General features: G+C 70.7%; 16 protein-coding genes and 2 pseudogenes. 14 read left to right on the forward strand and 4 right to left on the reverse strand.

The window, feature by feature from the left end; genetic code table 11:
- The first annotated feature begins 140 nt into the window (after window positions 1-140).
- The gene (locus tag ASC56_RS27920; protein ID WP_055494336.1) at window positions 141-3026 is read left to right on the forward strand and encodes a vitamin B12-dependent ribonucleotide reductase; all 2886 of its coding nucleotides are present in this window, start codon (window positions 141-143) and stop codon (window positions 3024-3026) included.
- Window positions 3027-3133: 107 nt separating this feature from the next.
- On the opposite strand, the gene ASC56_RS27925 is transcribed toward ASC56_RS27920, so the two are convergent.
- Window positions 3134-3667, reverse strand: coding sequence for a TerD family protein (locus tag ASC56_RS27925; protein WP_055494337.1), 534 nt, complete (start codon window positions 3665-3667; stop codon window positions 3134-3136).
- Window positions 3668-3820: 153 nt separating this feature from the next.
- On the opposite strand from ASC56_RS27925, the gene ASC56_RS27930 reads away from it, so the two are divergent.
- From ASC56_RS27930 to ASC56_RS27940, 3 genes are all read left to right on the forward strand, one after another.
- Window positions 3821-4426: a YdbC family protein gene (locus tag ASC56_RS27930; protein WP_055494338.1), complete on the forward strand. Its 606-nt coding sequence runs from the start codon at window positions 3821-3823 to the stop codon at window positions 4424-4426.
- A 121-nt stretch (window positions 4427-4547) separates the two neighbouring features.
- Window positions 4548-5231 (forward strand): histidine phosphatase family protein, encoded by a 684-nt coding sequence (locus ASC56_RS27935; RefSeq protein ID WP_055494339.1) that lies wholly within the window; start codon window positions 4548-4550, stop codon window positions 5229-5231.
- Window positions 5221-6126 (forward strand): ADP-ribosylglycohydrolase family protein, encoded by a 906-nt coding sequence (locus ASC56_RS27940; RefSeq protein ID WP_055494340.1) that lies wholly within the window; start codon window positions 5221-5223, stop codon window positions 6124-6126. The genes ASC56_RS27935 and ASC56_RS27940 overlap by 11 nt, the downstream gene beginning before the upstream one ends.
- Window positions 6127-6305: 179 nt before the next feature.
- Here ASC56_RS27940 and ASC56_RS27945 read toward each other — a convergent pair whose 3' ends face one another.
- A complete protein-coding gene (locus ASC56_RS27945) occupies window positions 6306-7853 on the reverse strand; it encodes an MFS transporter (RefSeq protein WP_055494341.1) in 1548 nt (515 codons plus the stop codon).
- 175 nt (window positions 7854-8028) lie between these two features.
- Between ASC56_RS27945 and ASC56_RS27950 the strand changes: the two genes are divergently transcribed.
- From ASC56_RS27950 to ASC56_RS27960, 3 genes are all read left to right on the forward strand, one after another.
- Window positions 8029-8652: a TetR/AcrR family transcriptional regulator gene (locus ASC56_RS27950; protein WP_079102740.1), complete on the forward strand. Its 624-nt coding sequence runs from the start codon at window positions 8029-8031 to the stop codon at window positions 8650-8652.
- A gap of 139 nt (window positions 8653-8791) precedes the next feature.
- On the forward strand, window positions 8792-9493 hold the full coding sequence (locus ASC56_RS27955; protein ID WP_055494343.1) for a ribonuclease HII: 702 nt from the start codon (window positions 8792-8794) through the stop codon (window positions 9491-9493).
- Between the two features lie 69 nt (window positions 9494-9562).
- Window positions 9563-10174: a hypothetical protein gene (locus tag ASC56_RS27960; protein WP_079102741.1), complete on the forward strand. Its 612-nt coding sequence runs from the start codon at window positions 9563-9565 to the stop codon at window positions 10172-10174.
- A 493-nt stretch (window positions 10175-10667) separates the two neighbouring features.
- Here ASC56_RS27960 and ASC56_RS27965 read toward each other — a convergent pair whose 3' ends face one another.
- Window positions 10668-11303 (reverse strand): hypothetical protein, encoded by a 636-nt coding sequence (locus tag ASC56_RS27965; RefSeq protein WP_055494345.1) that lies wholly within the window; start codon window positions 11301-11303, stop codon window positions 10668-10670.
- A 237-nt stretch (window positions 11304-11540) separates the two neighbouring features.
- Window positions 11541-11711, reverse strand: coding sequence for a hypothetical protein (locus ASC56_RS40730; RefSeq protein ID WP_159039709.1), 171 nt, complete (start codon window positions 11709-11711; stop codon window positions 11541-11543).
- A gap of 179 nt (window positions 11712-11890) precedes the next feature.
- On the opposite strand from ASC56_RS40730, the gene ASC56_RS27970 reads away from it, so the two are divergent.
- The 7 genes and pseudogenes from ASC56_RS27970 to ASC56_RS27995 all read left to right on the forward strand — a co-directional run bounded on the left by ASC56_RS27970 (window position 11891) and on the right by ASC56_RS27995 (window position 20891).
- The gene (locus tag ASC56_RS27970; protein WP_079102742.1) at window positions 11891-14050 is read left to right on the forward strand and encodes a RecQ family ATP-dependent DNA helicase; all 2160 of its coding nucleotides are present in this window, start codon (window positions 11891-11893) and stop codon (window positions 14048-14050) included.
- Between the two features lie 480 nt (window positions 14051-14530).
- A pseudogene (locus tag ASC56_RS43200) lies at window positions 14531-14713 on the forward strand (carboxylesterase family protein); the annotation flags it as partial.
- A 213-nt stretch (window positions 14714-14926) separates the two neighbouring features.
- Window positions 14927-16462 carry a DUF4192 domain-containing protein gene (locus tag ASC56_RS27975; protein WP_055494347.1) on the forward strand — a complete coding sequence of 512 codons (1536 nt, stop codon included), beginning with the start codon at window positions 14927-14929 and terminating at the stop codon, window positions 16460-16462.
- 210 nt (window positions 16463-16672) lie between these two features.
- Window positions 16673-17002: pseudogene (locus ASC56_RS27980) on the forward strand (glycogen debranching protein); the annotation flags it as partial.
- 167 nt (window positions 17003-17169) lie between these two features.
- The gene (locus ASC56_RS27985) at window positions 17170-17928 is read left to right on the forward strand and encodes an NUDIX domain-containing protein (RefSeq protein WP_055494349.1); all 759 of its coding nucleotides are present in this window, start codon (window positions 17170-17172) and stop codon (window positions 17926-17928) included.
- Window positions 17929-18100: 172 nt separating this feature from the next.
- Window positions 18101-19840 carry an ATP-binding cassette domain-containing protein gene (locus ASC56_RS27990; RefSeq protein WP_055494350.1) on the forward strand — a complete coding sequence of 580 codons (1740 nt, stop codon included), beginning with the start codon at window positions 18101-18103 and terminating at the stop codon, window positions 19838-19840.
- A gap of 163 nt (window positions 19841-20003) precedes the next feature.
- Entirely contained in the window at window positions 20004-20891 is an 888-nt protein-coding gene (locus ASC56_RS27995) for a FadR/GntR family transcriptional regulator (RefSeq protein WP_055494351.1), read from the forward strand.
- Window positions 20892-20957: the final 66 nt, after the last annotated feature.

Raw genomic sequence — 20957 nt, forward strand, 5'->3', positions numbered from 1 at the left:
GGCCCGGACCGGCCCCGTCGGCGGCGCACACAGACCCGTCACGCGCGCTCGCGCGCGAGGTGCGTGACAAGCAGACACAACACCGTGCCATGGGAAGAAAAGGGCACTTCAGGGCGTTTTGCCCGGTACAGGGAGGCGGCATGACAGAGACGGCGAGCGGTCCGGCACGAGGTTCCCGAGCGAAGGGCGCCAAGGTGACCAAGGGGCTGCGTATCGAGCGCATCCACACGACCCCCGGCGTGCACCCGTACGACGAGGTGGAGTGGGCGCGCCGTGACGTCGTCATGACCAACTGGCGCGACGGCTCGGTCAACTTCGAGCAGCGCGGCGTCGAGTTCCCCGAATTCTGGTCGGTGAACGCGGTCAACATCGTCACCAGCAAGTACTTCCGCGGTGCCGTGGGCACCCCGCAGCGCGAGACCAGCCTCAAGCAGCTGATCGACCGCATCGTGAAGACGTACCGGAAGGCCGGTGAGGACTACAAGTACTTCGCCTCGCCCGCCGACGCGGAGATCTTCGAACACGAACTGGCGTACGCCCTCCTGCACCAGATCTTCAGCTTCAACAGCCCCGTCTGGTTCAACGTCGGCACCCCGCAGCCCCAGCAGGTCTCCGCCTGCTTCATCCTGTCCGTCGACGACTCCATGGAGTCGATCCTCGACTGGTACAAGGAAGAGGGCATGATCTTCAAGGGCGGCTCCGGCGCCGGCCTGAACCTCTCCCGCATCCGCTCCTCCAAGGAGCTGCTGTCCTCCGGTGGCAATGCCTCCGGCCCGGTCTCCTTCATGCGCGGCGCCGACGCCTCCGCAGGAACGATCAAGTCGGGCGGCGCGACCCGCCGCGCCGCCAAGATGGTCATCCTGGACGTCGACCACCCGGACGTCGAGGACTTCATCGAGACCAAGGTCAAGGAGGAGGAGAAGATCCGTGCCCTCCGGGACGCGGGCTTCGACATGGACCTCGGCGGCGAGGACATCACCTCCGTCCAGTACCAGAACGCCAACAACTCGGTCCGCGTCAACGACACCTTCATGACGGCCGTCGAGAACGGCGAGAACTTCGGCCTGCGCGCTCGCATGACCGGTGAGGTCATCGAGGAGGTCGACGCCAAGGCCCTCTTCCGCAAGATGGCCGAGGCCGCCTGGGCCTGCGCCGACCCCGGTATCCAGTACGACGACACGATCAACCACTGGCACACGTGCCCGGAGTCCGGCCGTATCAACGGTTCGAACCCGTGCAGCGAGTACATGCACCTGGACAACACGTCCTGCAACCTCGCCTCGCTGAACCTGATGAAGTTCCTGAAGGACGATGGCAAGGGCAGCCAGTCCTTCGACGTCGAGCGCTTCTCGAAGGTCGTCGAGCTGGTCATCACCGCGATGGACATCTCGATCTGCTTCGCGGACTTCCCGACCCAGAAGATCGGCGAGAACACCCGCGCCTACCGCCAGCTCGGCATCGGTTACGCCAACCTCGGCGCCCTCCTCATGGCGACCGGCCACGCGTACGACTCCGACGGCGGCCGTGCCCTGGCCGGCGCCATCACCTCCCTGATGACCGGCACCGCGTACAAGCGCTCCGCCGAGCTGGCCGCGGTCGTCGGCCCCTACGACGGCTACGCCCGCAACGAGCAGCCGCACCTGCGTGTCATGAAGCAGCACGCCGATGCGAACGCCAAGGCCGTCCGCATGGACGACCTGGACACCCCGGTGTGGGCCGCCGCCACGGAGGCCTGGCAGGACGTGGTCCGCCTCGGCGAGAAGAACGGCTTCCGCAACTCCCAGGCGTCCGTCCTGGCGCCGACCGGCACCATCGGTCTCGCGATGTCCTGCGACACCACGGGCGTCGAGCCGGACCTGGCGCTGGTCAAGTTCAAGAAGCTGGTCGGCGGCGGCTCGATGCAGATCGTCAACGGCACCGTGCCGCAGGCCCTGCGCCGCCTCGGCTACCAGGAGGAGCAGATCGAGGCGATCGTCGCCCACATCGCCGAGCACGGCAATGTGATCGACGCGCCGGGTCTCAAGCCGGAGCACTACGAGGTCTTCGACTGCGCCATGGGCGAGCGCGCCATCTCCCCGATGGGCCACGTCCGCATGATGGCCGCGATCCAGCCGTGGATCTCCGGCGCCATCTCCAAGACGGTCAACATGCCGGAGTCGGCGACCGTCGAGGAGGTCGAGGAGATCTACTTCGAGGCCTGGAAGCTGGGCATCAAGGCCCTCGCGATCTACCGGGACAACTGCAAGGTGGGCCAGCCGCTCTCAGCCAAGAAGAAGGAGGCCGAGGAGAAGCAGGCCGAGGAGCCCGCCGCCGAGCCCAGGGTCGAGAAGGTCGTCGAGTACCGCCCGGTCCGCAAGCGCCTCCCGAAGGGTCGCCCCGGCATCACCACCTCGTTCACCGTCGGCGGCGCCGAGGGTTACATGACCGCCAACTCCTACCCGGACGACGGTCTCGGCGAGGTCTTCCTGAAGATGTCCAAGCAGGGCTCGACCCTCGCGGGCATGATGGACGCCTTCTCCATCGCCGTGTCGGTGGGTCTGCAGTACGGCGTGCCGCTGGAGACATACGTCTCGAAGTTCACGAACATGCGCTTCGAGCCGGCCGGTATGACGGACGACCCGGACGTGCGGATGGCGCAGTCGATCGTCGACTACATCTTCCGCCGCCTGGCGCTGGACTTCCTGCCCTTCGAGACGCGCTCCGCGCTCGGCATCCACTCCGCCGAGGAGCGTCAGCGTCACCTGGAGACCGGCTCGTACGAGCCCACCGAGGAGGAGGTCGACGTCGAGGGCCTGGCCCAGTCGGCCCCGCGTGCCCAGGAGCTGAAGGCGGTCGCCACGCCGAAGGCGGATGCCGCCGCGGCCAAGCCGGCCCCGAAGCAGGCACACACCAGCGCCGAGCTGGTGGAGATGCAGCTGGGCATCCAGGCGGACGCCCCGCTGTGCTTCTCCTGCGGCACCAAGATGCAGCGGGCTGGCTCCTGCTACATCTGCGAGGGCTGCGGCTCGACCAGCGGGTGCAGCTGACCTGACCCCCTGAAGGGCGGTGCGGCCACGGGTCGTGCCGCCCTTCGGCGCTGACGGAGCCTTCCAGTTGGTCCTTCGGGGTATCAGGTGCTCTTCCGAGGACGGGATCAGGAGCCGTGGCGGCTGCCCATGATGTGGACGAAGCCGTCCGGGTCCGTGTCATGGCCGTGCAGACCCGGGTGGAACGTCCACTCGCCGGAGGAGTCGCGTACGAACTCGGCCACCGTCGTCGCCGTCGCGCCGAGGACGTCGGCGAAGTCGTCCTCGGCGAGCACGGTGTAGCCCTCGCGCAGGCGCACCGCCGGATTCAGCACGTCGACGAACGTCTTGCGGCCGGTGCGCTGTTGGATGACGACGCCGGCCACGACGCGCGCGTATCGGCTGTCGAGCCGATTCAGCTCCAGCGTCATGATCTCGTCCCAGCCGAAACCCTTGCCGTCCAGGCTGTCGCGGTTGAGGTAGATCGTGCCGTCGGGGGAACGGCTGTCGAAGTACACGACATAGGCGGGATCCCCGTAGGGATCCGTCGCCAGGTAGGTCGCGGCGACGATGTCGAGGTCGGTGGGCGGCAGGCCGGAGGGACTGGGGTCCCACTTCACCGCCAACTCGACCTTGTGGATGCCCTTGTTGAGTCCGCTCATCACACATCCCCTCCCCGTTGTCATGACCCGTGACGTGAACTCCCGAGTACCGAGGGCCAGTTGTCCATTGTGCCTCGTGCGCGGGGGCGCTCGCCCGGGTGCACTCCGCCGGAGCGTGACCGACGCCACGTGACGGGGCCTTACGATGGCGCGGTGCTGGTCAAGTGGATTCGCTGCACCGTGGTCGACCGCCGCGGTTTCGAACGGGGGCAGCGAAAGTGGGCGGGGCTTCTGGGGGAGCCGGGTTTCCGGGGACAGGGCGGAGGCTGGAGCCGGGGAAGGCCCGGTGTGGCGCACATCTTCGCGTTCTGGGAGAGCCGCGCCTTCTACGACTCGTTCATGGCGCGCTCCCACGACCGGCTGGCCGCGTCGCAGTCGGGCACGTTCAAGGACCAGCAGGTCAGGCTCTTCGACTACCGCTTCGACGTGAAGACCGGCTTCGAGCCCCGCTTCACGGACGCCGATCTGGTGCGTGTCGCGCACTGCAGGGTGCACGAGGAGCGGGCCGAGCACTTCGCGCTGATGCAGGAGAAGGTCTGGAACCCGGCCATGGCGGGCTCACCGGGCATGATCCGCGGACTGTTCGGGGAGGCGCCGGGGCACGAGTACCTGATCCTGTCCATGTGGCAGTCGGCCGCGGAGCACGGCAAGTACCGCGAGGAGCGCGTGGAGCGCCTGGCTCTGAGGGCGCAGACGGAGGCGGACGTCGCGGCGCTGACGGGGGACATCGTCGAGCTCGAGCCGACGTGGACGGTGTGACCGAGTGCATTCGCGAGTTTGAGAACCGGACCCAGCCGGTGAGCGCCCTCTCGGTGTGACCTGCGTTTTATAGAGGCCCCTGGAGTGCCCGTTCAGCCGTCGCTCGATCTAGGGTTTTGGCATGGCACGACCACGGCGCATCGTCCTTGTCCGGCACGGCGAGTCGGTGGGCAATGCCGACGACTCCGTGTATGAACGCGAGCCCGACCACGCGCTGCCGCTCACCGAGAGGGGATGGCAGCAGGCGGAGGAGACGGGCAAGCGGCTGCGGGAGGTCTTCGGCAGGGAGCGCGTCAGCGTGTACGTCTCCCCGTACCGCCGCACCCACGAGACGCTCCGCGCCTTCCACCTGGACCCCGACCTCGTCCGGGTCCGCGAGGAACCCCGGCTGCGCGAGCAGGACTGGGGCAACTGGCAGGACCGGGAGGACGTACGGTTGCAGAAGGCGTACCGGGACGCGTACGGGCACTTCTTCTACCGCTTCGCCCAGGGCGAGTCCGGGGCGGACGTGTACGACCGGGTGGGTGGCTTCCTGGAGAGCCTGTTCCGGAGCTTCGAGGACCCGGACCATCCGCCGAACGTGCTCCTGGTGACCCATGGCCTGGCCATGCGGCTGTTCTGCATGCGCTGGTTCCACTGGACGGTCGCGGAGTTCGAATCGCTCTCGAACCCCGGGAACGGAGAGACGCGCATGCTCCTTCTCGGGGACGACGGCAGGTATGCACTCGACCGGCCGTTCGACCGCTGGCGCGACCCGCGACCGTACGGGGTGACCGGGATAGAGTGGCATAGCGATGACCGCTGACTCCTCCCCCCGCGGGCGCCTGGAACGCGCTCTGGCCGCCCTGCGCGGACTGGCGGTCGGTGACGCGCTGGGCTCACAGTTCTTCGTCCCCGCGAACTATCCGCTGCTCAAGCAGCGTGAGCTGCCGCCTGCCCCCTGGCAGTGGACGGACGACACGGAGATGGCCTGCTCCGTCGTGGCCGTCCTGGCCGCGCACCTGCGCATCGACCAGGACGAACTGGCCCGCTCCTTCGCCGAGCACCATGACTTCGACCGCGGCTACGGCCCCGCCGTCAACCGCCTCCTCCGACTCGTACGGGAGGGCGGCGACTGGCGCGACCTGGCCGCTGCCCTGTTCAACGGGCGCGGGTCGTGGGGCAACGGCGCCGCGATGCGGATCGCGCCCCTGGGCGCCTGGTACGCCGACGATCCCGAGCAGGCCACCCATCAGGCGGAGATCTCCGCTTACCCCACCCACCAGCACCGCGAGGCCGTGGTCGGAGCCATGGCCGTCGCCGCTGCGGCCGCTCTCGCGGCCGATCCCGCGGGGCCGCCGAGCCCCGAGGCCCTGCTCGACGGGGTCGTCGCGCTCGTACCGAAGAGCGCCGTGGGAGCGGGGCTGCGGCGCGCCCGGGACATGCTCGACTACGACGACGCGACGACCGTCGCCGCCGTCCTCGGCTGTGGGCGGCGTACGACGGCGCACGACACGGTGCCGTTCGCGCTGTGGTCCGCCGCGCGCTCCCTCGGTGACTACGAGCGGGCCTTCTGGACGACCGCGCAGGTGGGCGGGGATGTGGACACGACCTGCGCCATCGTCGGCGGAGTAGTCGCCTCCGGGAAGGCGGGGACGCCGCCGGGGGAGTGGCTGGCCCGGACGGAGCCGCTCCCGGACTGGGCGCCGTCATCGGCCTAGATGTACTCGGCCGGGAGGTTGGTGACACACCCCCGGTTGTTGATCGTGGAGGGACCTCCGGGCGTGGTGGGTCCTGCGCCGGACGGCCGGACCGGCGCCCTCGCCGTCGTTCCTCGGGCGCCGTCCGGTCGTCGCGGGCCCCTGCCCCAGGCCGGTGGACCGGGGGCGGCGGGGGAACCTCAGCCGCCGGCCGGTCCCGTGGCGCCGGCCAGGGCCTCCAGATCGCTCTTGCGTACCCGGATGACCACCGCGGCCGTGACCAGGGCGAGGACCGCCATCGCGGCGGCGGGGACGAACGCCGTGGAGATGCCGTGCGCCAGCAGCTCGTGCCCCCAGGGAGCCGGCAACTGGTGCGTCCTGGCGAACTGCGCCTTCTGCTCGGCCGTTCCGTTCGCCAGGAACTTCGGCACCTGCTTGGCGGCCTCGTCCCGGCTCGCCGTCCCGAAGACCGTGGTCAGGATGGACAGGCCGAGCGAACCGCCCACCTGCTGTGTGGCGTTGAGCAGGCCCGAGGCCGCACCCGCCTCGTGCTGGGCGACGCCCGAGACCGCGGTCAGGGTCAGCGTCACGAAGTTCAGGCCCATCCCGAAGCCGAAGAGCAGCATCGGGCCGAGCACTCCCCCGACGTACGAGCTGTCCGGGCTGATGAACGTCAGCCAGCCGAGCCCGGTTGCCACGAGCGTCGCGCCGGTCAGCATGAACGGCTTGGGACCGAGCACCGGCAGGAACCGCTGCGACAGACCGGCGCCGATCACGATCGCCACCGTGACCGGCAGGAAGGCGACCCCGGACGAGATCGGCGTGTACCCCAGCACGTTCTGCACGAAGAGCACGATGTAGAAGAACATGCCGAACATCGCCGCGGCCAGGCTCAGCATGATCACGTATGTGCCCGAGCGGTTGCGGTCGGCGAACATCCTCAGCGGAGTGATCGGCTCCCGGGCCCGCGACTCGACGAAGGCGAACGCCAGCAGCAGCGCCAGCGCGGCGCCGAAGGACCCGATCGTGAGGCTGTCGCGCCAGCCGTCCTCGGCGGCGCGGATGAAGCCGTACACCAGCAGCGCCATGCCGGCCGTCGAGGTGAGCGCGCCCGCGATGTCGAAGCGGCCGGGATGACGTTCGGACTCGTTGATGTACCTGGGGGTGAGCGCCGCGATCAGGACGCCGATCGGCACGTTGACGAAGAGGACCCAGCGCCAGTCGAGCCACTCCGTGAGCATGCCGCCGGTCAGCAGACCTATCGCGCCGCCACCGGCCGAGACCGCGGCGAAGACGGCGAACGCCCGGTTCCGGGCCGGCCCTTCGGGGAACGTGGTGGTGATGAGCGCGAGCGACGTGGGCGATGCGATCGCGCCACCCATGCCCTGCAGGGCGCGCGCGGCGAGCAACTGCCAGGGTTCCTGGGCGAGTCCGCCGAGCAGCGAGGCGAAGGTGAACAGCAGGATGCCCGTCATGAAGACACGGCGTCGACCGAGGATGTCACCGGCCCTGCCACCGAGAAGCAGCAGGCCACCGAAGGTGAGGGTGTATGCGCTGACCACCCACGTCAGGTCGGTCGTGCTGAACTTCAGCGCGGCTTGAATGTGCGGGAGCGCGATGTTCACAATCGTCGCGTCGAGTACCACCATGAGTTGGCAGGCCGCGATGACGGTGAGCGCGATGCCGGGATGTCCCTCCCGGCGGGCCGCTTTCGGCTTCCGGTCCTGGATCAATGGAGAGGTTGTCACGTTTGGGTCCCCCCACGAGTGCGTTAGTGAACGCTTGCGTTCACTCTCGCGTCAAACCGTAATGAGTCCCCGTCAGTGAACGCAAGCGTTCACTGAGTCCTTGCCGTGTTGCGCCGCTCAACTGCTCGCCCTTCCCCGGAATCCCCGCTTCCGAATGCTCAACGGAGATACATAGATGGGTACTTCGTCCTGGACGGCCGCCTCCGCTCAGTCGGCCTCTCTCCGACGACGTGGTGCTGTGCTCGAGCGCGCGATCCTCGACGCCACGCTGGAACAGCTCAGTACGGTCGGCTGGAGCGGCCTCACGATGGAAGGTGTCGCCGCCGGCGCCCAGACAGGCAAGGCCGCGGTCTACCGCCGCTGGCAGTCCAAGGAGGACCTCGTCGCGGACGCGCTCCAGGCCGGACTGCCACGGTTCGACCAGGCACCCGACCTCGGGAGTGTGCGCGAGGACCTTCTGGCGCTGTGCCGTCAGGCGCGCGAGGCGATGTACTCACGCCCAGGGTTCGCGGTCCGATCGGTGATTCACGAATGCGACCCCATGCAGGTCGAACGCTTTCACGGCGTGATCTACGGAGGGGTCGTGGAGCCGACCGTCAGGCTACTGCGGGAGGTCATCGATCGCGGAATCAAGCGGGGAGAGGTCCGGCCCGACGCCGCCAACGGATATGTCTTCGATGCCATTCCGGCGATGATGATGTACCGCTCAAAGATGTGCGGCAGCGAATGGAGTGAGCAGGACATCGAGGAGATGATCGACCAGTTGATGGTCCCGCTGCTGCGGCCGCAGCAGGGCTGATCCGGCTCTCCGGATGTCGTTCGGGCGAGGCCGCGGCGGACCGGTGACCGTGCTCGCCGACGGTGCGCCGGCAGGTGCGCCCGCACTCCGGGAACCGGGGTGTCGCACGCGGATCCCGGCGGCGTAGGCTAAGGGCGCCATGCCGTACGAACCACCTACTCACACCGTCGAGCGCTCCCTTCGCGCGACGACCGGAGCGAAGGTCATCGCCGGTGTCGACGAGGTGGGGCGCGGCGCGTGGGCCGGCCCCGTCACCGTCTGCGCGGCGGTCACCGGCCTTCGCCGGCCGCCCGAGGGTCTCACCGACTCCAAGCTGTTGACCGTCAAGCGGCGCACCGCGCTCGCCAAGGTGCTGGAGAAGTGGGTGACGGCGTACGCCCTCGGTCATGCCTCCCCCGAGGAGATCGACGACCTGGGGATGACGGCCGCGCTCAGGCTCGCGGCGATACGGGCCCTGGAGGCGCTGCCCGTCCGTCCGGACGCGATCATCCTCGACGGGAAGCACGACTACCTCGGGGCGCCCTGGAGGGTCCGTACGGTGATCAAGGGCGACGAGTCGTGCGTGGTGGTGGCGGCGGCTTCGGTGATCGCCAAGGTTCACCGCGACAAAATGATGGCCGAACTGGGTATCGACCATGCAGACTTCGGTTTTGCGGCCAACGCCGGGTATCCCTCGCCCGTGCACAGGGCCGCGCTGGAGGAGCGGGGCCCCACCCCGTACCACCGCTTGTCGTGGGCGTATCTTGATGCGCTGCCCCAGTGGCGGCACCTCAAGAAGGTCCGCATCTGGGCGGACGGAAACGTGTCGGAGATCGAGGGCCAGCTCGGCTTCGACTTCTGACCGGTTCCGATCGCACTCATGTGCCACCCGCCGACGCGTGTCGCATCGGCGTTTGATTAACATCAGTTCATGCCTCTCATTCCCGAGGAGCCTCAGATTCACGAGAGTGCCCAGGGTCCCCGCGCCACTCCGGCCGGCGGCCGCACCGCTCCGACCCCCCGCCCTGTACCCGGACCCCGCCCCGCGGCGCCGGCGCGCCCAGGCCGTCCGGGGCCCGTCCGGCCGATGCCGGCCCAGCGCAGCTCGCGCGAGCCGGCCGTGGCCAAGCCCGGTCCGTCCGCTCCCGCCGCCACTCCGCAGCTCCAGCTGATCCCCGCTTCGGTCGAGGGTGCGCTGGACGCCGCCGAGGAAGCCGTCGACCTCCTGCTGGAGTCCGGCCGCGCCCCCGGTGACGTGCTGGTGATCACCACCGGCGAGCCGCACCCGTGGGCCGCGCACGAGCTCTCCTTCGGCGAGGCCGCGTACTGGGCGCAGCACGACGCCGGTGACGACGTGTTCTACGCCGACGCCTCCGTCGTGTCCCGTGCCGCCGCCCGTCCGGTGGTCGTGGTCGTTGTGAACGGCGGCACCGACGCCTCCGTCGCCGCCACGCTTCCGCTGGCGCTCGGCCGGGCGGGTGCCCTGTTGATCGTCTGCGGCGACCCGAAGCAGATCAACTCGGTGCTGGGCGCGGGCGTCTGAGCGGTCCGGGACCCGGTCCGGTTCGCTCACGTCCCCTGCCCCGGGCTGGGGTCTGGAGCCTGTCGGCCGGTTCCGGTTCCCACTTCGGCCGGGGCGGTTGGTCGTCGGTGAGGTGCCGCGCCGGTGGCACCTGTACGGCGGTGGCCTCGCCATGCGTTTCCACTGGCGGGACCCGGCCCGTATGCATGGCATGTTCGTGACAGGAATTCGGGGCGCCGCAGGGGCATCGCCCCTCGGGCGCCTGGCCGCGCACTCCCTTCGGGGCGCCTGGTCGGCGGTCCCCTCGGATGCCTGCGCCGCGGTCCCCTCGGATGCCTGCGTCGCGGTTCCCTCGGATGCCTGCGCCGCGGTTCCCTCGGATGCCTGCGCCGCGGTTCTCTCGGCCTGCCCGGCGGTTGGACAGGCGGCGTTCGCTGTGAGATGTCCTACGGCCGCATCTCGGCGCCCGGTCGTCCGGAGTGGTCGCGTACGTCGCCGGAGCGCGGCCTGTCGCTCAGCGGGCGGCGGCCCGGCGCAGCACCTCCGAGGCGACGCCCCCGGTGCGCGGCAGCGGAGGCGGACCTCCCGCCAGCCCGAACGCCTCCGGCGGCGAGTCCGCGTTCGGACGGCGCCCACCTCGGCCCTCGCCGAGGACCTGCCAGCCGTCATGCGTCAGTGTGATGTACGCGCCGCAGCGCAGCCCGTGCAGTGTGCACGCGTCACGCAGGCCCCACATCCACGCCCCGTCCTCCTCCGTCCAATGTGCGTCGCCCTCACGGCAGTAGAGCAGCACGGCCGTTCGCACGGGCGTCCGGCGCCGCAGGTCGTGCGGGATGACCCGGCGCAACTGGTCGAGCAACGCGTTGCGGAACACCCATCCGTCCGCCGGCGCGGGACGCCGGGTGAACGACGCGCTGGCACGCAGCCGTTCGTCCGGATCCAGTACGGCCACCACCGCCGTGGAGGGCCGTGGCCGGTGCCGGGCATGCAGCCCGCTGACGACTTCGCGGGGGTCGCGCAGCAGCGGAATTCCCGCGGCTGCCCATTCCGCGGGCTCGAGCATCCGGGTCAGGGGATTGGCGGAGGCGGCGGACAGTTCGGCGGAGGCCGACCTGGATGCCGCCGAGGACGGAGCGAATCCGAAGGTCACGGTCCTCCCTTCGGCTACGCGCCCACACTGCGGGCGGGGTCGGACTTGGGGGGTGGCGCACGCCGCAGCAGAGCCCTACCGGATCACGGACGAGCCGTGCGGGAAGCGGACCTCAATTCTTCCCTTCGAACTGGAATGCGGCAACGAGCAATTGGGGCCACCGGCCTGTTTCTGGTGATGTGTGGCCTATATCCCCTGCCGCATATCTGCCTCATGTCTTCCCGGAGAAGAGGCGGGTCACGCCTGCACGGCGAGGACCAGCGGCAACACCCCCTCCGCCCCCGCCCGTCGCAGCATGCGCGCGGCCACCGCCGATGTCCAGCCCGTCTCGGTCGCGTCCCCACGGGCAGACCGGTCGCGGAAGTCGGGGTCGTCGAGCCGCTCGGGGCCGCAGAGCTGGGAAGGCATTCGAATTCCAGGCGCGGCTGGAGCCCTGACCTGCGTACACACGTCGACCGAGGATGGCCTGGCCGAGCGCTCTGCCCTGGTCGTCCTGGATCGGTGTCCGGCAGGCGGACCGTTTGTGAGCTGGGTGTCACGTGGGGTGAAGTGGCCAATTGTCCTTGTCATCGGGTTGCATGGGGGGCATGGACGATCTGGGGCTCCGCGCTGAAGCCGATGCCATCCTCGCCGAGCTCGTCGGTGCCCCGGGGGGTCCGGCGCGGTTGCGGGAGGATCAGTGGCAGGCGGTGGCGGCTCTGGTGAAGGAGCGCCGGCGTGCACTGGTCGTGCAGCGCACCGGCTGGGGCAAGTCGGCGGTGTACTTCGTCGCCACCGCTCTCCTGCGTCGACGTGGCTCCGGCCCCACGGTGATCGTCTCGCCGCTGCTGGCGCTCATGCGCAACCAGGTCGAGTCGGCGGCGCGGGCCGGTATCCGGGCGCGCACGATCAACTCTGCCAATCCTGAGGAGTGGGACGCCATCTATGAGGAGGTCGAGCGGGGCGAGACGGATGTTCTCCTCGTAAGCCCGGAACGTCTGAATTCCATCGATTTTCGCGATCAGGTCCTGCCCAAGCTTGCGGCCACGACCGGTCTGCTCGTGGTCGACGAGGCGCACTGCATCTCCGACTGGGGTCACGACTTCCGCCCCGACTACCGCCGACTGCGGGCGATGCTGGCCGACCTTGCCCCCGGCGTGCCGGTGCTCGCCACCACTGCGACCGCCAACGCGCGCGTCACTGCGGATGTGGCCGAGCAGTTGGGTACCGGTGCCGGCGAGGCCCTGGTGCTGCGGGGCCCGCTCGAGCGCGAGAGTCTGCGGCTGGGTGTGGTCCGGTTGCCGGACGCCGCGCACCGCCTGGCTTGGCTTGCCGAGCATCTGGAGGAGCTGCCGGGCTCCGGGATCATCTACGCGCTGACGGTGGCCGCGGCCGAGGAGGCCACCGCCTTCCTGCGGCAGCGCGGCTTCCGGGTGGCCTCCTATACGGGGCGCACGGAGAACGCTGACCGGCTGCAGGCCGAGGTCGACCTGCTGGAGAACCGGGTCAAGGCGCTGGTCGCGACTTCGGCGCTGGGCATGGGCTTCGACAAGCCGGACCTGGGCTTCGTGGTGCACCTCGGTTCGCCGTCCTCGCCGATCGCCTACTACCAGCAGGTGGGGCGTGCGGGTCGCGGGGTGGCCCACGCCGATGTGCTGCTGCTGCCGGGCAAGGAGGACGAGGCCATCTGGCGCTACTTCGCCGATACCGCCTTCCCGCCCGAGGCGCAGGTTCGACAGACCCTCTCGGCCCTCGCCGGTGCGGGACGGCCGCTGTCCGTGCCGGCCCTGGAGGCATCGGTGGATCTTCGGCGCACCCGTCTGGAGACGATGCTGAAGGTGCTGGACGTCGACGGCGCGGTCAAGCGGGTGAAGGGCGGCTGGACGGCCACCGGCGCCGAGTGGGTGTACGACGCTGAGCGCTATGCATGGGTGGCGCGGCAGCGGGTGGCCGAGCAGCAGGCCATGCGCGATTACGTGAACACGTCCCAGTGCCGGATGGAGTTCCTGCGCCGGCAGTTGGACGACGAGGGGGCCACCCCGTGCGGCCGCTGCGACAACTGCGCGGGAGCCTGGGCCGACTCCTCCGTCTCGGCGGAGACGCTGACGGGGGCGGCGAAGGAACTGGACCGCCCGGGGGTGGAGGTCGAGCCGCGTCGGATGTGGCCGACGGGAATGCCCGCATTGGGCATCGACCTCAAGGGACGTATCCCGGCCAAGGATCAGTGCTCCACCGGGCGCGCCCTGGGACGGCTCTCGGACATCGGCTGGGGCAACCGACTGCGCCCGCTGTTGGCCGAGAACGCGCCTGATGGGCCGGTACCCGACGATGTCCTGCGGGCCGCGGTGACGGTCCTCGCTGATTGGGCACGCTCTCCGGGCGGTTGGGCGTCGAGTGGCCCGGACGTCTCTGCCCGGCCGGTGGCTGTCGTCGCTGTGCCGTCCTTGGTCCGCCCGCGGTTGGTCGGTTCGCTCGCCGAGGGAATCGCGACCGTCGGCCGCCTCCCTCTTCTGGGCACCCTGACGTACACCGGGCCGGGCGGCGCACACACGGCACGCCGCAGCAACTCCGCCCAACGCCTCAAGGCGCTGTCCGGCGCCTTCACCGTCTCCGAGGAGCTGGCTGGTGCGCTGGCCCGCTCTCCCGGCCCCGTCCTGCTCGTGGACGACTACACCGACTCCGGCTGGACCCTCGCCGTCGCTGCCCGCCTCCTCCGCCAGGCAGGCAGTGAACAGGTCCTTCCCCTGGTCCTCGCCACGGCAGGCTGAGCTTGCCCGTCCTGTGGGTGCGACCGATCTCGTCGCCCTGCTGGGGTGGGCGCGCGCAACCAGCCCCCGGCAGGACCTGAACCTGCGGCTGAACGTTTGGACGCGGTCGGCCGGCCCGGCGAACGGCTGACGAAATCCGGCGAGCCCGCACCGGACGACGGCGGCAGCGGGCCAGGCCACGTCGGCTGTGCCGTCGTCCCCTCCCGCCTGGTGTGACCGGGTCAGGCCACCTTGCCGGTGCCGCCGGCCGGTGCGGCTGCGTCCCAGGTCGCGGCCCTGCGCGATGGCCTGCCGCAAGGCGCGGATGACCTTGGGCGGCATAGCGACCGAGAGTGGCGCGCGCCCTTGAGCGCGCCCTCGGCCTGCCCGGTCAGCCGCCGCACTCGGCGTGCACAACTCTCTGTTCGGCTCTCTGCTCGGTGATCGACGACCACATGGGGAGCCCGCCCCCGTCCAGGGGGAGGGAGCTGGTGTGCGGTCGTGGTCACCTTTGACCATCGCGTCGGTGCCTTCGGCGACCTCGCCCAGCCCGAGCTGAGCGCCGAGTCTGGGCACGGCGCCTCCGGCAACCGGGGTGTCATGGACACCGTGGCGCTGCTGAGGTGGCTCCGGCGCAAAATCGCCGCGTTCGGAGGCGACCCGGACCGGGTGACCATCGGAGGCTGGTCGCAGGGCTTCGTCGGTCGGGAACATCCTGATCATCTCCAGGCTGGGGGCCGTGCCACCGGACGCTGTGTTGGTCATGGGCCCATGCAAGCCGATCGGCCGGACATCGCGCGAACGAGCCCCGTGTCCTGTGGAGAACTCCTGGCGTGCTCATGGCCGGGGTTATCCACAGCCCAAGCGGAACTCCAAGATCCGCGAGATGGTCGCGGCATGACGAACCACGACGAAGCGGCCGGCTCCTCCGGCATCGGTGACATGGGCGGATCCGCACACGGCGGCGAACCCACCGCGTACCAGGGTCACGGGCCGGGACTCTCCGGCGAGACCCAGGTCACGCTGCGCACCCCGGCCGAGCTGGCCGACGCACTGCCGTATCTGCTCGGGTATCGCCCCGAGGACAGCATCGTGCTGGTCGCGCTGCACGACCAGGAGAAGCGGGGGAGGTTCGGTGGACGCGCACGGCTCGGTATCCCCACCCACCCCGATGACTGGTCGTCCGCGGCCCAGCAATTGGCAAGGGGCCTGGTGACCGGCAGCGAGCGCAGAGGTGCCCGGCCGGAGAACATGGTCGCCTACCTTGTCCAGGAACCGGCGAGCGGCGAGACGGGACGGGATGTGATGGAGCGCCTCCGGCCGCTCGCTCAGTCGCTGCGCATGGCCTGCGGCAGCCTCGACGTTCCCGTGGTGGAGGCCCTGTGCATCTCCGACGGCCGCTTCTGGTCGTACTGCTGCCCGAGCACGGGCTGCTGTCCGCCCGAGGGTCGGCCGATGGGTCTGCCCGGCACCTCCGTCCTGGCCGCCGCCGCTACCTATGCGGGCCTTCAGATCCGCGGCAGCCTCAAGGAGTTCAGGGCCAGGCTGAGCCCCCGCGAGACAGCGGCCGCGCTGGACCAGGAGGTCGCGTTGGACACCGCGAGTCTGACGCTGGTCCCGAGGATCCTGGACGGCGGCTCCCGCGAGGACGTCGCCGCCGAGACACTCGGGCTGGCCGAGCGGGCCATGGGACGACTCGCTGATGCGCCTCCGGTGTCCGGCACGCAGGCCGCGGACCGTCGCGACGACGAACTGCTCGGACACGACGAGGCCGCGGCCCTGATCCTCGGTCTGCAGGACCGCACTACCCGCGACCGCGCCGCCGAGTGGATGGAAGGCCCGGAGGCCGCCGCGGCACTGAGGCTGTGGCGCGCCCTGGCCCGCCGGTGCGTCGGCTCCTACGCCGAGCACGCCGCCGCTCCGCTCACGCTCGCGGGATGGGTCGCCTGGTCGACCGGTGACGAGGTCGAGGCCCGCGAAGCCCTAGCCATGGCCCTGGGCGCCGACCCCGACTACCTGTTCGCGCGCCTTCTGCACCAGGCCTGCAACGAGGGCCTGGACCCGGAGACCGTCCGCCGCTGTCTGCGCGCCGAGCGAGCTGGCCGCGCGGGCAAGGAAGCGGGCGGCGCGGGGGAAGGGGCGAGCGGCTCGACCCCGGGCCATGGCGAGGCCCGGCCACCTGACTCGGCACAGGTCGCGGCCTCGGCGGGGCGCCCTCGTGCCACCGCTGCGTCCCGTCGGCACCGCAGGACGCGTTCGGTGGGCGGCAGCCGACCGCCCCGCCGTTCCTCCGGCGCGGCCGAAGCCCGCAAACGTCGACCTGGCGACACCGCAACCGGTGGCGGCGGGCCACGGCGAGCGGCAGACTCCGCGACCAGCCGATCGACGGCCCACCGCGGCCCGCTCGGACGCATCGGAGAGGAAGGCACATGAGCCTGTCCGGCTCCCCGCCCCACCGCCGTTCGGTCGGCTTCCCCTCCCACAGGCGTGACCCCGGCCAGGCCCGTTCCGTTCATCTGAGGGGCGGACCCGTGCTCGGGCCGCGCCGCCGCATCGCTCGCGACCCTCCGGAGCCGCTCACCCGGCACCGGGTGAGCCCATGGCGTGCCGAGCGCAGAGGAGGCCGCCTCATGCCCCTGCCCAGACGACCCCAGGGTGCAGCCACCGCTGCGCACGTGTGTCGAGGACCTCCCGGCCCTCCTCCTGCGCGACCCCGCGCCGCCCTCGGACGCCCACCTCGCGGCGGGAGCACCGTGGCGCCGCGGACCGGCGCCCGCCGAGTCCTTGGCGGCGGCCCGGATGACGTTGCCGCTCGGCACCCGGCTCGCCGCGGGCACCCTGCGGATCCTGGCCCGCACCCAACGGGGCGGTCCCGGCCTCCGCTGGGGAATGATTCCCGGTCCCCGGCGAGACCCGGGCGCGCGCCTCCCGCCGGACTGCACGGGCACCGAGGCCACCCTGCCCTTCCCCGTGGAGGAGGCGGCCGACGGGCTGTAGCTGGGGGTGTGACCTGGAATGACGTGTCACAGGACCGTGGGTGGTGGCCGCCGATGAGACAAGTACCGGACAGAAGTGGATCAGCCGTCGAAGCGGTCCTCGAAGGGAGTGTTTATCGTCAGGAAGACGACTATGATCGCGGCATGCCCTACGACCCGTCAGCCTTTCCGCCCTTCGCCGTCACCGTGGACCTGGTCGTGCTGACCGTGCGCCGCCACGCCCTGTGCGCGCTGGCGGTGCGGAGGGGTGAGCCGCCCTTTCAGGGCCGATGGGCACTCCCCGGCGGCTTCGTGCGGGCGGATGAGGACCTCGCGCAGGCTGCCGCACGCGAGCTGGCCGAGGAGACGGGCCTGCACACCCACGACCCGTCCGCACCGGCGCAGGACCATGGCGCCCACCTGGAGCAGCTGGCCACGTACGGCGACCCGAAGCGCGACCCGCGGATGAGGGTGGTCAGCGTCGCCCATCTCGCGCTCGCCCCCGACCTGCCCGCGCCACGGGCCGGCGGTGACGCCAACGTCGCGCGCTGGGCGCCGGTGGAGGAGTTGCTGCAGCAGGGCGGCTACGGCAGGGACGGGGAGCAGGCGGCGCCGCTCGCCTTCGATCACGCGCAGATCCTGGCGGACGGAGTCGAGCGCGCGCGTTCCAAGATCGAGTACTCGTCACTGGCCACCGCCTTCTGCCCGCCCGAGTTCACCGTGGGCGAGCTGCGCCGGGTCTACGAGGCCGTATGGGGCGTGGCACTGGATCCGCGCAACTTCCACCGCAAGGTGACCGGAACACCCGGCTTCCTCGTCCCCACGGGCGGTACGACGACCCGGCAGGGCGGCCGGCCGGCACAGCTCTTCCGCGCGGGCGGCGCCACGCTGCTCAATCCGCCGATGCTGCGCCCCGAGGTCTGACCACCGGGCTGATGCCCGTCGCACCACGGGCGCTCGACGACATGCCCGAAGACGACATGCCGGAAGGCGACATGCCGGAAGGCGACATGCTCCGGGGCCAAAACGAGAGCCAATGCCTGACAGGCCGTCAAGGTGCCCGAAAAATTGGACATATCACGCTATCTTGCTTTGAGTGATCCAGGCGATCGGACTGACCAGCAATCCCCGCAAGGACCTTCCGGCCGCCGTCGACGACGTGTCCTTCGAAGCCCACGCGGGTCACGTCACCGCGCTCCTCGGAGTTCCCGGCGCGGGAAAGACGACGGTGCTCAGACTCATGCTCGAACTTCAAAGGGGCCGCGGCGTCACCTACTTCCGGGGCCGTCCACTGCACCGAATCGCCCACCCCTCCCGGGAAGTGGGCGTCCTCCTCGGGGATGTCCCCGGTCATCCGGCGCGCACGGTCCGCGGACATCTGCGGATGCTGTGCGCGGCGGCAGGCGTGCCGGTCCGCCGCGCCGACGAAGTTCTCGAAGCGGTCGGACTCGTCAGCCTGCGCGACGAGCGCCTGGGCGTCCTCTCGCGCGGAATGGACCGCCGCCTCGGACTCGCCTGCGCCCTGCTCGCCGATCCGCACACGCTGGTGCTCGACGACCCGGGCGAGGGCCTCTCCGCCCGTGAGGGCCGTTGGCTCCACGACAGTCTGCGTGCGCACGCCGGCCAGGGCGGCACCGTTCTGCTCGCCACGGCCGACCCCAAGGAGGCCGCGCGTACCGCCGACCGTGTCATCACCCTCGATCAGGGCCGGGTCGTCGCCGATCAGGACGCCGCCGACTTCGCCCGTACCCGCCTGCGTCCTCGCGTGGCCGTGCGCAGTCCGCATGCCGCCCGGCTCGGCACCCTGCTCGCCAGGGAAGCCAGGACTGCGCAGCGCTCCATGGAGATCGTCCAGGAGGACGGCAACCGGCTGACGGTGTATGGCAGTACGTGCGCCCACGTCGGAGAGACCGCGTTCCGGAACGGCATTCTCGTACACCAACTTGCCGACGAGGTCGGCGACATGGGGCCGACCGCGGGCTCCGGCGCCGCCCCTTCCCCGCCGGTCGAGGCGCTGAAGGGGGGCGGCCCGCCCCCGCTGCCGCCGCCCGTCAGCGTCCGGTCCGCCCCCAGCCCCCTGCGCCCGCTGCGCTACGAACTGCGCCGTGCCACCGGGATCGGCACGGGCTACCTCATCGCGGCCGCCGTACTCGTCGCCTCCGTCGTCCTCTCCGTCCTCCTCGCCCGCATCGGACACACCCCGCAGCCCCGCCTGCTGGCCGCCTGGCCGCTGGAGCTGCCGCTGCCGCCCGCCGCACTCGGCGCGGGACTGCTCGGCGCCATCGCCTTCGGTGACGAGTTCCGCCACCCGGCCCTGGCGGCGGACCGTGGGACCGTCCCCCGCCGCCTGGGGCTGCTCGCCGCGAAACTCCTCGTCAGCGGGGTCACGGCACTGACACTGGCCGTCCTCGCTGTCGGCTGCGACTTCGAGACGCTCCATCTCGTCTACGGACAGGAGCTCGCCCAGGTTCCCGAAGAGTGGCTCTCCCTCGGCGCGAGTTGGGGTGGGCTGGTCGTCGGGTGCGCCTGGGCCGGGGTGCTGGCCGCCGGCATCTTCCGGTCCACGACCGCCGGGCTCGCCGCGGTGCTCGCGGTGCCCGTCCTCGTCGTACCCCTCGTCCAGAAGGTTCTGGAGGGGCCGTCCGTGCGGGCCGCGGCGGGGTTCAACGAGCGGATGCGGGAACTCGCCCTGCTCCAGTGGCCCTTCGGCGCGGGGCGCTGCCTCGCCGTAGCGGCGCGCATGCTCGCTCAACCGGTGGGCGGCGCGCTGAGCTTGTCCCTGACCGGGCTGCTCTGCGCGTATCTGCTCACAACCCTGCGCAGCAGGCTCCGATGACCACCTCCCGTGCCCATCCTTTCTGCCTGTGTGCACAACTTCCTCGAAGAGCGCCCATTTCTTTCCGATAAGGCGTCAATTGCGACGGGGTGAGCGATCACCCTTTCGTGTGCTTTTCACCAAAGACCTCAAGGGAGTTGGAGAGGGCGCCGACAAAGGATCCGTGAGTACCCTTGCGCACACCATGATGACCGCCGCCCGCTCAGCAGACTCCGGCCTGGCCGGACCGGGCGAACTCGACCGCTACCCCTACGCGGAGGCGCCCGTCGCCGACCGCGTCGGAACACCCTCGTGGGAGGGCGCCGACCCGGAACTGGGCCGGGTCGGCCGGCGTGCCGCGGGCAGCCGCGGACGCGGGCTGCACGGCCAACTCGTCCAGCAACTGGGTCAGATGATCGTCTCCGGCGACCTGGGCGCGGACCGTCCGCTGGTGCCCGAGGAGATCGGCCAGCGCTTCGAGGTGTCCCGTACCGTCGTCCGTGAATCGCTGCGCGTCCTGGAGGCCAAGGGCCTGGTCAGCGCCCGCCCGAACGTCGGCACGCGCGTGCGCCCCGTGAGCGACTGGAACCTCCTCGACCCGGACATCATCGAGTGGCGGGCCTTCGGGCCGCAGCGCGACGACCAGCGCCGTGAGCTCAGTGAGCTGCGGTGGACCATCGAGCCGCTCGCCGCTCGCCTCGCCGCCGGCCACGGCCGTGAGGAGGTGCAGCAGCGGCTCGGCGACATGGTCGAGATCATGGGACACGCCATGGGGCAGGGCGACTCCCTGACCTTCTCGCGTGCCGACACGGAGTTCCACTCGCTGCTCATCCAGGTCGCCGGCAACCGCATGCTGGAGCATCTCTCGGGCATCGTCTCGGCCGCGCTTCAGGTCTCCGGGGGCCCGGTCACCGGTTGCGACCGGCCGAACGACGCCTCCCTGGCCCAGCACGCACGCATCGTCGACGCGCTGGCGTCGGGAGACGGCGCTGCCGCCGAGGGGGCCATGCGCCAACTGCTCACCGTCCACCCCGAGGTCGAGCGCGTGGTGCCCGCGCCGCGCGAGCACTGACCGTACCGCGGGAAGTGCGACCAGGAGCGGGCACCCTCGCCGGCGGCGTCCGGCCCGCGCGGTCGA

The organism is Streptomyces sp. TP-A0356 (genome assembly GCF_001417775.1).
Classification (GTDB): Bacteria; Actinomycetota; Actinomycetes; order Streptomycetales; family Streptomycetaceae; genus Streptomyces.